Genomic DNA, 12,969 nt, shown 5'->3' on the forward strand with positions numbered 1-12,969 from the left:
CCGGAAAATACTGGCCTGGCAATGAGCGCTACATAATGATCGCAAACGAACATCCAGCAACATCATCATGAGCCAGAGGCAAGCAGGAGGGACATGCAACATCGGCACCACCTGCAGGGGAATACCTTGCCGTGATGCCGATATCGGGAAGGAGTCGGAGAATTAACGCCGTTCAGCAAAATCCGTGCGAACCCTCGCCCATTCGGGCGGGAAGCCGTTACCGCGTGCCGAAGATCTTGTCGCCGGCGTCCCCCAGACCGGGGACGATATAGCCGTTCTCGTCGAGATGGTCATCCACCGCGGCGGTGTAGAGCTCGATGTCCGGATAGGCATCCTGGACCCGCTTGATACCCTCGGGCGCGGCGACCAGCACGATAACCCTCATCTGCTTGCAGCCCCGCTCGCGGAGCATGTCCAAGGTGGCAACCATGGTGCCGCCGGTGGCCAGCATGGGATCGATGACGATGGCCATTCGCTCGTCCAGGTCATTGGCGAACTTGGCAAAATAGGGCACCGGCTCCAGCGTCTCTTCATCACGGTAGAGTCCCACCACGCTGACCCGAGCACTGGGGATCAGGTCGGTGACACCGTCGAGCATACCCAGCCCCGCGCGCAGGATAGGCACGATGGTGACCTTCTTGCCCTTGAGCAATTGCACCGGAATCTTGTTGCCGCTCCAGCCATCGATCTCCTGGGTTTGCAGCTCCAGGTCGCTGGTCGCCTCGTAGGTGAGCAGCTTGGCCAGCTCGCCGGACAGTTCACGGAAGCTCTTGGTGCTGATGCCGGCTTCACGCATCAGACCAACCTTGTGCTGAACCAGCGGATGCTGGATGGCATGGACGCTCATGGGGGAACCTCTTGGACGGCGGTGGGTAGCTGGTGGGAGCACCACATGCAGCGCGAAAGGCGGCAGGCACACATCGCCGTGCAAGCACGGCTCCCACAAGGGTAAAGAGCCTACATCGGGTTGTGGGAGCGGTGCTCGCACCGCGAAAGACGCCGACCATACATCGCTATACAAGTCGAAGCATCGAACCTACACCTCCCACAACAATTAGCTCGGCATTTTAACCCCATCTCGCGTCGAGGTTAAGGCTGAGCTGGCAGCTGCCAGTCGATGGGCTCACGTCCCTGCTCGACCAGAAAGGCGTTGGCGCGGGAGAAGTGATGGTTGCCAAAGAAGCCGCGATGGGCCGAGAGCGGCGAGGGATGCGGGGATTCCAGCACCAGATGACGAGATGTATCGACCAGCGCCTTCTTCTGGCGGGCATGGCTACCCCACAGCAAGAACACCGAGGGCTCGGCATGCTCGCTCACCGTGGCGATGGCGCGGTCGGTAAAGGTTTCCCAGCCCTTGCCGCGATGCGAGCCGGCATTGCCCTGCTCAACCGTCAGCGAGGTGTTGAGCAGCAACACCCCCTGGCGCGCCCAGTACTCGAGGTTGCCGTGATCTACCGGCTGGAAACCCACGTCCGCCTGCAGTTCCTTGTAGATATTGGCAAGCGAAGGCGGCACGCGAACACCGGGTCGCACCGAGAAACAGAGCCCGTGAGCCTGATTCGGGCCGTGGTAGGGATCCTGGCCGAGGATCACCACCTTGACGGTGTCCAGCGGCGTCAGTTCGAAGGCACGGAACCAGTGCGTCGAGTGCGGATAGATCACCTTCCTGGCAGCCTTCTCTGCCGCCAGGAAGTCACGCAGCGACTGCATGTAGGGCGCATCGAACTCGTCGCCCAGCCACCGTTGCCAGCTGCCAGGAAGCGGACAGGCCATGGATCAGCGCTTCGCCTGGTCGACCAGCGGCTCTACGTAGGCCACGCCCATATCCCAGGGAAACTGGATCCAGCAATCCTGGGCCACCTCGGTGAGGTATTGATCGACCAACGGCTTGCCATCGGGTTTGGCATAGATGGTCACAAAGTGAGCCTTCGGCAACATCTCGCTCACGGCCTTGGCAGTCCGCCCGGTATCGACCAGGTCGTCGACCAGCAACCAGCCTTCGCCGTCGTGGTCGATGCCCTTCAGCAGTTCCAGGCCTCCCTGATCCATGTGATCGTAGCTCTTGATGCAGACGGTATCGATCAGGCGCACGTTGAGTTCCCGGGCGATCAGCGCCGCCGGAATCAAGCCGCCACGGGTAATGGCAATGATGCCCTTGAAGTCGCGCTCGATCAGCCGGTGGCAGAGCTCACGGACGTCGCGGTGCAGCTGGTCCCAGGAGACGGTGAAGTGCTGGTGATAGCGATGGGTGCTCATGCGGCTCACTCGTCCTCGGTAAAGGAACAGACGGCGAAGACACCATACCCGGCCTCGCGAATACGCTGCGAGCCACCAAGGTCAGGCAGGTCGACGATGGTGGCGGTCTCCACGACATGCCCGCCACTGCGGCTGATCAGCTTCGCCGCGGCCAGCATGGTGCCGCCGGTGGCGATCAGATCGTCGACGATCAGGATGCGATCACTTTGCCTGAAGGCATCAGAGTGCAGCTCCACCTCGGCCTCACCGTACTCCAGGGTATACGTCTCGCTGATGGTGCGAAACGGCAGCTTGCCCTTCTTGCGCACCGGCACGAAGCTGCAGCCCAACTCATAGGCCAGCGGTGCGCCGACAATGAAACCGCGGGCATCGATGGCCGCCACGGCATCGATGTCCATCTCCTGGTAGCGGTGTACGAAGCTGTCGACCAGCTTGCGGAAGGCTGCCCTGTTCTGCAGCAGCGGGGTGATGTCGCGGAAGTTGACCCCCGACTGCGGCCAGTCGGGGACAGTGCGGATCACGGACTTGATGTAGTCGCCGTAGATGCTCATCGGATCGAGACTCGGTGAGTGAATGCAATCGGTAGAGAGATCAGCCAAGGAACAGGAACTTGCCGGCAAACAGCAGCGCCAGCACGATCACCGCGGGGTTCAGGTCCTTGAAACGCCCGGAGAGTGCCTTGATGGCGGCATAGCTGATGAAGCCTAGCGCGATACCCTCGGCAATCGAGAAGGTCAACGGCATAGCCAGAGCGGCAATCAGCACCGGGGCGGCGTCCGTGGGGTCGTCCCAGTTGGCGTGAGCCAGACTACCCGCCATCAGCACCGCCACATAAAGCAGCGCCCCGGCGGTGGCGTAGGCCGGGATGGAACCTGCCAGCGGTGCGAAGAAAAGGCTGATCAGAAAGAGTACCGCCACCACGACGGCGGTCAGACCGGTACGCCCGCCGGAGGCAATGCCGGCGGTGGACTCGATATAGCTGGTAGTGGTCGAGGTCCCCAGCACTGCGCCGGCCATGGAGGCGCTACTGTCGGCCATCATCGCGCGACCGAGCCTGGGCAGCTTGCCATCCTCGTCCAACAGTTTCCCCTTCTGGGCCACGCCGACCAGGGTGCCTGAAGTATCGAAGAGGTCGACGAACAGGAAGGCAAAGATCACGCTGATCATCGCCACGTCGAAGGCGCCGGCCAGATCCAGGGCCATGAAGGTCGGCGCGATGGAGGGCGGCAAGGACATGAAGCCGCCGAACTCGTTGTGACCGAAGAGCATCGCCAGCACGGTGACCCCGAGGATGCCGATCATCACCGCCCCGGTGACCTTGAGATAGGCCAGGGCGGTGATCACGAAAAAGCCCAGCAGGGCATAGAGAGCCGGCGGCTGGGACAGGTCGCCCAGGGCCACGTAGGTGGCGGGATTGGCCACCACGATGCCGGCATTCTTCAGGGCGATCATCGCCAGGAAGAGCCCGATGCCGGCAGCGATGCCCAGACGCAACGACATGGGGATCGAGTTGATGATCCACTCGCGGATCTTGAAGATGCTGAGCAGGAAGAAGATAAAGCCCGAGAAGAAGACTGCGCCCAATGCCGCCTCCCAGGTATATCCCATGCCCAACACCACACCGTAGGTGAAGAAGGCGTTGAGGCCCATGCCGGGCGCCTGGGCAATGGGATAGTTGGCCCAAAGGCCCATGATCAGACAGCCTACAGCGGCGGCCAGGCAGGTGGCGACAAACACTGCGCCGTAATCCATGCCGGCCTCGGAGAGGATGCTCGGGTTGACGAAGATGATGTAGGCCATGGTCAGGAAGGTGGTGATCCCGGCGATGACCTCGGTCTTCACATCGGTATTGTGTTCGACCAGCTTGAAATGGTTGTCGATCAGGCGATTCAGCATGGTTGTTGTTCCTGCGCGCGTGGACGGAGCGATGGGGCCATGAGGTGCGAGAAAGGCGACGAGAAAAACCGCCTATGGTACCCAAAGCCTCTGCATCTTGCGAGATGACCCTTGGCGGGCCGATTCATTTACAGCCCCTTGTATAAGCAACCTCCGGGCCAAGCGCCACCCGACTGACCAACGCAAACTTGACGGAACGGTCAAGTTTTCCGTGCCGCGTTAAATTTCACGTGCTTGAAGCACCCGCTCCACCGTTTCGACGATGGCCTGGGTCTGAGGATCGATCTCGATATTGACGCCATCACCCGGGACCCGATCCACCAGGATGGTACGAACCAAGGTCTCGGGGATCAGGTCGACGCAGAAACGTGGCCCGTGATCCACGGTAGCCGGCTGCACCTGCCCGATGGTCAGGCTGATACCGTCCACTCCGATATAGCCCTTGTCGAACAGGAAGCGGCCTAGCGCGTGAGGTACCTCGAACCAGAGCCGGCGATTGTTGGGAGCCTCGTCGAGTTCGACCAACTCGGCCAGCGCCATCACATGGCCGGACATGGCATGGCCGCCGATCTCGTCCCCGAATCGCGCCGCGCGTTCGATATTGACGCGATCCCCCTCCTTTACTGCACCGAGATTGGTCACCCGCAGGGTCTCGCGCATCAAGTCGAAGCTGACCCGTTCCTCGTCAATGGCGGTGACCGTGAGACAGACCCCGTTGTGGGCCACCGAAGCGCCCAGCACCAGCCCCTCGCGCAACTCAGCCGGCAACGCCAGCACATGGGTGCGAAAGGCCTCCGCCTCCTGGATGGCCACCACCTCGGCGGTGCCCTGTACGATGCCTGTGAACATGAACGCTCCTCGTGCTGACCGGCCGCGATGGGACCGGAAAGCCAACAGTTTAGCAGCCGGAGTCTGCCCCCCAAAGGCTGCAACGACGAGCCAACTCACCATGAATATCTTCCAGAGCTCGCCCATCAGGCAGTCAATTCAACCAAGATGAAGCGCTACAAACGACATCATTTTTCATTCTCATTGACATGCGCTCACCCTAGACTCTATGGTAGGCGGCTAATTTTTTAGGGCGCCGATGTGGTCCCGGATTACGGGCGTCGGCGTCGCGGGTTGCCTCCGCCCGCCCGACCCTCGACCGGCGCTCCATTGGCGGCTGTGATGATTCGACTCCAAGACGTTTCCAAGACCTACTACCCCAAGGGCCGACGCGACGCCAGCTCGGCCGTGACGGCCCTCAAGCACGCCGACCTCCACGTGCCCCAGGGCCAGATCCATGGTGTTATCGGCCTCTCGGGTGCCGGCAAGTCCACCCTGATCCGCTGCGTCAATCTGCTCGAACGCCCGACGACCGGCACGGTCACCGTGGACGGCCAGGAACTGACTGCCCTCTCCGGGGCAGCCCTTAATCAGGCTCGCCATCGCATCGGCATGATCTTCCAGCATTTCAACCTGCTGACCTCGCGCACCGTCTTCGCCAACGTCTCCCTGCCGCTGGAGTTGATGGGCATGAAGCGTAGCGAGATCCGTGAGCGCGTCACGCCTTTGCTGGAACTGGTGGGTCTGGACGACAAGGCGCGCCAGTATCCCGCCCAGCTTTCGGGTGGCCAGAAGCAGCGTGTGGCAATCGCCCGGGCACTCGCCAGCCGTCCCAAGGTGTTGCTCTGCGACGAGGCGACCTCAGCCCTCGACCCCCAAACCACCGGGTCGATCCTGGACCTGCTGCGCGACATCAATCGCAAGCTTGGCCTGACCATCCTGCTGATCACCCATGAGATGGAGGTGGTCAAGTCGATCTGCCACCGGGTCAGCCTGATCTCCGATGGGGAACTGGTCGAGGAAGCCGACGTCGGCGACTTCTTCACGGCACCCCAAACTCGTCTGGGACGCGACTTCCTCAACGACTTCCTGGAACTCGACCCACCCCGCGCCCTGATCGAGCGTCTCGAGGAGGCCCCAGGACCCAACAGCCACCCGGTAGTGCGCCTGGCCTTTTCAGGAGATGCTGTCTCGACACCGCTTATCTCACGGCTGGCCAGGGAATGCAGCGTGGACGTCAGCATCCTGCAGGCCAAGGTGGAGTCGATCCAGGAGCGCACCCTGGGGCTGATGATCGCCGAACTGATGGGTCCGGCGGAAAAGACCCGCGAAGCCCTCGACTATCTCGAATCCCACGACCTGCAGGTGGAGGTGCTTGGCCATGTCCAGCGCGATGATTGAACTGATTCTCGAGGCCACCCTGGACACCCTCTACATGGTGGCCGTGTCAGGCGTGATCTCGGCCCTGGTGGGCATCCCGCTGGGCGTGTTGCTTTACGTCACGCGGCCGCGCCAGATCCTGGCCGAGCCGACACTGAACCGGGTGCTGGGAACGATTACCAACATCGGTCGTTCGATCCCTTTCATCATCCTGATGGTGGCCATCATTCCCTTCACTCGGATGTTGGTCGGCTCCTCGATCGGTACCAATGCCGCCTCCGTTCCCCTGACCATCGCCGCCATTCCCTTCGTGGCACGACTGGTTGAAGGCGCCCTCAACGAGATCCCGCCGGGATTGGTCGAGGCCGCACAATCCATGGGTGCCACGCCCTGGCAGATCATCACCAAGGTGCTGGTCCCCGAGGCACGCGGTGGCATCTTTACAGCGCTGACCGTGACGGTGGTCACCCTGATCAGCTACTCGGCCATGGCCGGTGCCGTGGGTGGCGGCGGGCTGGGTGACTTGGGCATCCGCTACGGGTACAACCGCTTCAACCCGACCATCATGCTGATCACGGTGGTGATCCTGGTGGTGATGGTCCAGGGCTTCCAGAGCCTGGGGGATTATTTGGTCCGCAAGAGTGACCACAAATAACTCATTCGGACTGATAACCAGAATGCATTATAAATTTTCTGGTTATTCTATTATCATCTGTCCTGACCTGTAATACCTTCAACGAGGAGAACTACGACATGCGCAAGAGCCTGATCGGCACCCTGGCAGCTTCCGCCCTGACCCTAGGCACCGGCACCGCCCTGGCCGACGAGCATTCCATCAAGGTCGGCACCGTGGCCGGCCCCGAGACCGATGTCATGCAGGTGGCCGCCGAGATCGCCGAGCGCGAATACGGCCTCGAGGTCGAAATCATCGAGTTCACCGACTACGTGACGCCCAACGCCGCCCTGGCCGACGGTAGCCTGGATGCCAATGCCTACCAGCATGAACCCTACATGCGCTCCATGGTCGAGGATCGCGGCTACGACTTCGCCATCGCCGGCTATACCTTCGTCTATCCGATCGGTGCTTACTCCGAGAAGTACGAAAGCATCGAGGCACTTCCGGAAGGGGCCACCATTGCCCTGCCCAACGACCCTTCCAATGAAGGGCGGTCGCTGATCCTGATGCATAACGAGGGGCTGATCACTCTCGAGGATCCAACATACCTGGAAGCTACACCGCTGGACATTGCCGAGAATCCGAATGACTTCGAGTTCCGCGAGATCGAGGCCGCCCAGCTGCCCCGTGTCTTGCCCGATGTGGACATGGCCTTCATCAACAACACCTTCGCCCAGCCAGCTGGCCTGAGCCTGGACGATGCGCTGATCAAGGAAGGCCCGGAGTCCCCCTACGTCAACCTGATCGTGGTGCGCGAAGGTGACGAGGACCGCGAAGCCATCCAGCAACTGGTCGAGGCCTACCAGACCGAAGAAGTCGAGGCCAAGGCAGCAGAACTTTTTGGACCGCAAGCAGTGCCGGGGTGGAAGTAAGTAAATTACCCTATTCCGTACCTAGGGATTGATGCGTTTGGGGCCGGCCACTGTGCCGGCCTCTTTCATTACGGAGGAGTAATGATGCAGCCCGACTACGCCCTGCTCGCCCGCCAGCTCGAGGCCTTGCTCGATACCCGAGACTGGCTGACCAACAGCGCCCAGACCTGCGCCTTCCTGATGCAGGAACTCCCCGATCTCAACTGGGTCGGCTTCTATCTGCAGCGCCAACCAGAGTTGCTGTGCCTTGGCCCCTTCCAGGGCAAGCCGGCCTGTCATCCCATCCCCTTCTCGAAAGGGGTCTGCGGCGCCGCCGCCCGCTCGCGCCAGACCCAGCGTGTGGCGGACGTACATGCCGTGGAGGATCACATCGCCTGCGATGCGGACTCCCGAGCCGAGCTGGTGGTGCCCATCGTGGTAAATGACCGACTGTGGGGCGTGCTGGACCTGGACAGCCCGAGGGAGGGCCGCTTCAGTGACGCCGACCAGGCAGGCATCGAGCAACTGGTGGCGATATTCATCGAGAAGAGCGACACCCAATAAAGAAATGCCCCCGCAGCCGAGGGCTGCGGGGGCATTCTGGAATCTGGTAGGACCAGGCGGATTTGAACCGCCGACCTCCACGATGTCAACGTGGCGCTCTAACCAACTGAGCTATGGTCCTGAAGCTGTCGTCATCCGGCGATTTTTGGTAGGACCAGGCGGATTTGAACCGCCGACCTCCACGATGTCAACGTGGCGCTCTAACCAACTGAGCTATGGTCCTGCATCCTCGCTACGCCATGACTTCGCCGCGACAACGGATGCGTATTCTACCCATCCGACCCGCAAATGCAAGCCCGAGATCACCCGTCAATACCCGCGAATCAGCATCTTGCCCCCACTTCCCACTACTGGGTACGAACTCGCTCCACGGCCTCCTTCCAACCGGCATAGAGACGCTCGCGCTCTGCCTCGTCCATCTGCGGCGTGAAACGTCGCTCGCAGCGCCACAGCTCGGCGATCTCGTCGAGGTCGCGATACCAGCCAAGTCTCAGGCCGGCCAGGTAGGCGGCCCCCAGGGCGGTCGTCTCCAGCACAGTGGGCCGGTCCACCGGGACGCCCAGCATGTCGGCGAGGAACTGCATCACCCAATTGTTCGCCACCATACCGCCGTCGACCCTGAGGATGCTCGGAGATGCCGACATGTCATCATCCATGCAGACCTGCAGGTCGCGCGTCTGGTAGCAGACTGCTTGGAGACCGGCGGCAACAATTTCGGCGATACCGGTGTCGCGGGTCAGGCCGAAGATGGCACCGCGCGCTTTCGGGTCCCAGTGAGGTGCCCCGAGGCCGGTAAAGGCCGGCACCAGATAGACGCTGTGTCCACTGCGAGTCTGGCACGCCAGGGCTTCGGTATCGGCGGCATCGGCGAACAGCTTCAGGCCATCGCGCAGCCACTGCACCGTGGCGCCGGCAACGAAAATGCTGCCCTCCATGGCGTACGTGGGCTTGCCGTTCAGTCGATAGGCCACCGTGGTCAGCAGGCGATTACGCGAGGTTTCGGCGGTCTCCCCGGTATTGACGATCATGAAACAGCCGGTGCCGTAGGTACTCTTGCCCATGCCGGGCGAAAAGCACGCCTGGCCGACCAGCGCGGCCTGCTGGTCGCCAGCCACGCCGGCGATGGGCAACTCGCCCCCCAGCCAGCGGGCATCGACCCTGCCGAAGTCATCGCTGGAGTCCCTGACCTCCGGCAACAGACTCCTCGGAATATCGAAAAGGGCCAGCAGTTCCTCATCCCAGCGCTGCTGATGAATGTTGAATAGCGCGGTGCGCGAGGCATTGGTGGCATCGGTGGCGTGTACCTCACCGCCGGTAAGACGCCAGATCAGGAAGGTGTCCACGGTGCCAAAGGCCAGTTCGCCCCGCTCGGCGCGCGCCCGGGCATCGGGCACTTCGTCGAGCAGCCAGGCCAGCTTGGTGGCCGAGAAATAAGGGTCGATCAGCAGTCCCGTACGCGACTGGACGTCCTCCAGGTGGCCCGCCTCGCGAAGCTTCTGGCAAGCCTCATCGGTGCGACGATCCTGCCAGACGATGGCGTTATACAACGGCTCACCGGTGATCCGATCCCACAGCAGGGTGGTCTCGCGCTGGTTGGTGATGCCGACACCGGCGATCTCGTCGGTAGAGGCGCCGGTCTCGACCAGCACCTCACGGCAGGTGGTAAGCACAGTCTCCCAGATATCCTCCGGATCGTGCTCGATCCAGCCATCATGGGGGAAGTGCTGGGTGAATTCACGCTGCGCCGTGGCGACGCTGCGCCCCTGACGATCAAAGAGGATGGCGCGGGAGCTGGTGGTGCCCTGATCGATGGCCAGAAGGTATGAAGCCATGGCAAGCATCCTGTTGTGGTTGTACTGGCGTGCCGATTTCGTTTTTAACCGCTAATGTTCGTTTATGATCATTCAGACTACTCCAGCCTATCCTCCCGCTCAAACGCCCGGACGCTGGCGTGTCTTCGACTTTGGATCAAGAGCGTAGAATCCGCTAAGCCAAGGAGACCCCATGAACCAGCAGCAACGCCAGGACGCCATCATCGAGCTGTTGCGCCGCCAGGGCTATGCCAGCATCGAGCAGCTCACCGAGCACTTCACGGTCACGCCCCAGACCATTCGCCGCGACCTCAACACCCTCTCGGGCGAGGGGCGCATACGCCGGGTTCATGGTGGCGCTGGCCTGGAATCGAGCACCGTCAATACCGCCTACTCGACCCGCAAGACCCTCAACCTCGAGGCCAAGCAGCGTATCGCCGCCCTGCTCGCTCGCCACATCCCCGACCATTCATCCCTGTTCATCAATATCGGGACCAGCAACGAGGTGATCGCCGAGGCACTGCTCGACCACCAGGGCCTGGAGGTGATCACCAACAACCTCAATGTGGCGGCGATCCTCCAGCACAAGGAGGACTTCAACATGATCATCGCCGGCGGCCAGGTCCGCTCTCGTGACGGCGGCATCATCGGCGAAGCGACCATCGACTTCATCAACCAGTTCAAGGTCGACTACGGTATCATCGGCATCAGCGGCATCGACGAGGATGGCTCCCTGCTGGAGTTCGACTATCAGGAAGTGCGCGTCGCCCAGGCCATCATCCGCAATTCCCGCAAGATCTTCCTGGCCACCGACCACTCCAAGTTCCAGCGTAATCCGGTGGTCCGCCAGGGCAACCTGGCCCAGCTCGATGCCCTGTTCACGGACCGCGAACCGCCCGAGACCATCATGCGTCTACTGAAAGAGCACGATGTGACGCTGCATATCGCCTGACGCCAACCTCACAGGACAGTGATGCTGGCCGGCTCGAGCGACGCTCGTTCGCGGTGCTGGCTCAGATCGCGGCTTTCCAGCGCGGTAAGCAGAATCTGTAGCGGATCCCCATGACTGATCAGCAGGATCGTTTCTCCCGCATGACGACATTCCAGATCCGTAATCACTGCCGACATTCGAGCAGCCACCTCGGTCACCGCCTCGACGCCGCTATGGCGATGGGCCGGGTCACGAGCATCACGTGCCCAGACCTCGGTATAGCAGTCGCTTCCCTCACCCTCGAATGCCCCGAAATGGCGCTCCCGCAGTCGCGGCTCGGCTTCGAGCCACAGACCGAAGTGGCGAGCAATTCGTTCAGCCGTCTCGGCGGTGCGCAGGAAGTCCGAATGCAGGATCCGGTCAGGCCTCGCCCAGCGCCAATCGGCGAGCCGTTCATCGAGCTGCTCCTGGCCCCGCGGAGAGAGGCCGAAGCCGGCCAGCCCACGTTCTGGTGAGCTGATGATCAGCCCCTGCTGGTTGGCCAGGCTGTGACCGTGGCGCATCAGCAGGTAGCGATTATGCCAATGGCCTAGCGCGGCGGGGAAAGTGTTTGACATGGTTTTGTCGCGAACTCTAGATTGAAGAAGGTTATTCGGAATCAATCATCGACATGTCGATATCCGAACGTCCTGCACAACAATAATCTCACGAGGCACGCCATGATCCATCATCCCATCCGGTCTCGAAAGCACCCGCTCACCAAGCTGGCCCTCTCCTCGCTGCTGCCGCTTGCCCTGGTAGCCGCCACCCAGGTCCAGGCTCAGGAGGACTGTAAACGCGGTGACCTGGCTGACATCTACTGCGACGAGAACGGCGACATGGTCGCCGACCGCCCGGACGACAAGTCCGAGTGGGCCAACCCCGACACCCTGATCTTTGCCTATACGCCGGTAGAAGACCCCGCCATCTATTCCGACATCTGGCAGCCATTCATCGACCACCTTGAAGAGGTGACCGAGCGAGACGTGCGCTTTTTCGCCGTGCAGTCCAACTCTGCCCAGGTCGAGGCGATGCGTAGCGGCCGCCTGCATATCGCCGGTTTCTCCACCGGCCCGACGCCCTTCGCCGTCAACCTGGCCGGTGCCGTGCCCTTCGCCCTGATGGGGTCGGATGACGGGCGCTTCGGTTACACCCTCCAGCTCTATACCCATGTCGACTCTGGCATCGACGAGATGGAAGACCTCAAGGGCAAGCGTGTGGCCCACACCTCACCCACCTCCAACTCCGGCAACCAGGCGCCGCGAGCCCTCTTCCCCGAGTTGGGCATCGTTCCCGGCGAGGACTATGAGGTGATCTATTCGGGCAGCCACGACCAATCCATGCTCGGGGTGGTGGCCCAGGATTATGACGCAGCACCGGTGGCCTCGGAAGTGGTCGAGCGCATGGCCGCCCGCGACCTCTATGACCCGGAGGACGTCAAGATCATCTACGAGTCAGACAGTTTCCCGACCACCTCCTACACCTATGCCCACAACCTGCATCCCGACCTGGTCGACAAGATCGAGGAAGCCTTCTTCAGTTTCGAGTTCGCCGGCACCGAGCTGGGCGAGGAGTTCGAGGGGGTCGAGAAGTTCATCCCCATCAACTATGAGGATCACTGGAAGGTCATCCGCACCATCCAGAACGCCAACGGGGTCGAGTACACGCCCGACAATCTCGAATAATCCACGCCTGGCAGCATGACGCCGGCCTTCCCGGGAAGGCCGGCGTCGCTGT

General features: G+C 61.8%; 14 protein-coding genes and 2 tRNA genes. 6 read left to right on the plus strand and 10 right to left on the minus strand.

The genetic code is table 11. The features are described 5' to 3' along the window. Window positions 1–217: 217 nt before the first annotated feature. The 6 genes from upp to BMY30_RS01820 form a co-directional block, all read right to left on the minus strand. Entirely contained in the window at window positions 218–847 is a 630-nt protein-coding gene (upp, locus tag BMY30_RS01795; RefSeq protein WP_089710001.1) for a uracil phosphoribosyltransferase, read from the minus strand. A 242-nt stretch (window positions 848–1,089) separates the two neighbouring features. After that, window positions 1,090–1,773 carry a uracil-DNA glycosylase gene (gene ung / locus BMY30_RS01800; protein ID WP_089710003.1) on the minus strand — a complete coding sequence of 228 codons (684 nt, stop codon included), beginning with the start codon at window positions 1,771–1,773 and terminating at the stop codon, window positions 1,090–1,092. 3 nt (window positions 1,774–1,776) lie between these two features. Further along, on the minus strand, window positions 1,777–2,256 hold the full coding sequence (gene gpt / locus BMY30_RS01805) for a xanthine phosphoribosyltransferase (protein ID WP_089710005.1): 480 nt from the start codon (window positions 2,254–2,256) through the stop codon (window positions 1,777–1,779). Window positions 2,257–2,261: 5 nt separating this feature from the next. Continuing rightward, a complete protein-coding gene (locus BMY30_RS01810; protein ID WP_089710007.1) occupies window positions 2,262–2,807 on the minus strand; it encodes an adenine phosphoribosyltransferase in 546 nt (181 codons plus the stop codon). Between the two features lie 40 nt (window positions 2,808–2,847). Next, entirely contained in the window at window positions 2,848–4,152 is a 1,305-nt protein-coding gene (locus BMY30_RS01815) for an NCS2 family permease (protein WP_089710009.1), read from the minus strand. A 219-nt stretch (window positions 4,153–4,371) separates the two neighbouring features. After that, entirely contained in the window at window positions 4,372–5,001 is a 630-nt protein-coding gene (locus tag BMY30_RS01820; protein ID WP_089710011.1) for a riboflavin synthase subunit alpha, read from the minus strand. A gap of 321 nt (window positions 5,002–5,322) precedes the next feature. Here BMY30_RS01820 and BMY30_RS01825 point away from each other — a divergent pair, with 321 nt between their 5' ends. The 4 genes from BMY30_RS01825 to BMY30_RS01840 all read left to right on the plus strand — a co-directional run bounded on the left by BMY30_RS01825 (window position 5,323) and on the right by BMY30_RS01840 (window position 8,451). Next, a complete protein-coding gene (locus BMY30_RS01825) occupies window positions 5,323–6,381 on the plus strand; it encodes a methionine ABC transporter ATP-binding protein (RefSeq protein ID WP_089710012.1) in 1,059 nt (352 codons plus the stop codon). Next, window positions 6,362–7,015 carry a methionine ABC transporter permease gene (locus BMY30_RS01830; protein ID WP_089710337.1) on the plus strand — a complete coding sequence of 218 codons (654 nt, stop codon included), beginning with the start codon at window positions 6,362–6,364 and terminating at the stop codon, window positions 7,013–7,015. The genes BMY30_RS01825 and BMY30_RS01830 overlap by 20 nt, the downstream gene beginning before the upstream one ends. A gap of 98 nt (window positions 7,016–7,113) precedes the next feature. Further along, a complete protein-coding gene (locus tag BMY30_RS01835) occupies window positions 7,114–7,908 on the plus strand; it encodes a MetQ/NlpA family ABC transporter substrate-binding protein (RefSeq protein WP_089710014.1) in 795 nt (264 codons plus the stop codon). An 81-nt stretch (window positions 7,909–7,989) separates the two neighbouring features. Then, window positions 7,990–8,451: a GAF domain-containing protein gene (locus BMY30_RS01840; RefSeq protein WP_089710015.1), complete on the plus strand. Its 462-nt coding sequence runs from the start codon at window positions 7,990–7,992 to the stop codon at window positions 8,449–8,451. Window positions 8,452–8,495: 44 nt separating this feature from the next. Here BMY30_RS01840 and BMY30_RS01845 read toward each other — a convergent pair. The 3 genes from BMY30_RS01845 to glpK form a co-directional block, all read right to left on the minus strand. Beyond that, window positions 8,496–8,572: transfer RNA gene (locus BMY30_RS01845), tRNA-Val, on the minus strand. 25 nt (window positions 8,573–8,597) lie between these two features. Then, window positions 8,598–8,674 (minus strand) — tRNA-Val (locus BMY30_RS01850). Window positions 8,675–8,798: 124 nt separating this feature from the next. Further along, entirely contained in the window at window positions 8,799–10,283 is a 1,485-nt protein-coding gene (glpK, locus tag BMY30_RS01855) for a glycerol kinase GlpK (protein WP_089710017.1), read from the minus strand. A gap of 172 nt (window positions 10,284–10,455) precedes the next feature. Between glpK and BMY30_RS01860 the strand changes: the two genes are divergently transcribed. Then, a complete protein-coding gene (locus BMY30_RS01860) occupies window positions 10,456–11,214 on the plus strand; it encodes a DeoR/GlpR family transcriptional regulator (protein WP_089710019.1) in 759 nt (252 codons plus the stop codon). An 8-nt stretch (window positions 11,215–11,222) separates the two neighbouring features. Here BMY30_RS01860 and BMY30_RS01865 read toward each other — a convergent pair whose 3' ends face one another. Beyond that, window positions 11,223–11,810 carry a histidine phosphatase family protein gene (locus BMY30_RS01865; protein WP_089710021.1) on the minus strand — a complete coding sequence of 196 codons (588 nt, stop codon included), beginning with the start codon at window positions 11,808–11,810 and terminating at the stop codon, window positions 11,223–11,225. 102 nt (window positions 11,811–11,912) lie between these two features. Here BMY30_RS01865 and phnD point away from each other — a divergent pair, with 102 nt between their 5' ends. After that, the gene (phnD, locus tag BMY30_RS01870; RefSeq protein WP_089710023.1) at window positions 11,913–12,917 is read left to right on the plus strand and encodes a phosphate/phosphite/phosphonate ABC transporter substrate-binding protein; all 1,005 of its coding nucleotides are present in this window, start codon (window positions 11,913–11,915) and stop codon (window positions 12,915–12,917) included. The last annotated feature ends 52 nt before the right edge of the window (window positions 12,918–12,969 follow it).

It is taken from the genome of Halomonas daqiaonensis (assembly GCF_900109725.1).
Taxonomy (GTDB): domain Bacteria; phylum Pseudomonadota; class Gammaproteobacteria; order Pseudomonadales; family Halomonadaceae; genus Halomonas; species Halomonas daqiaonensis.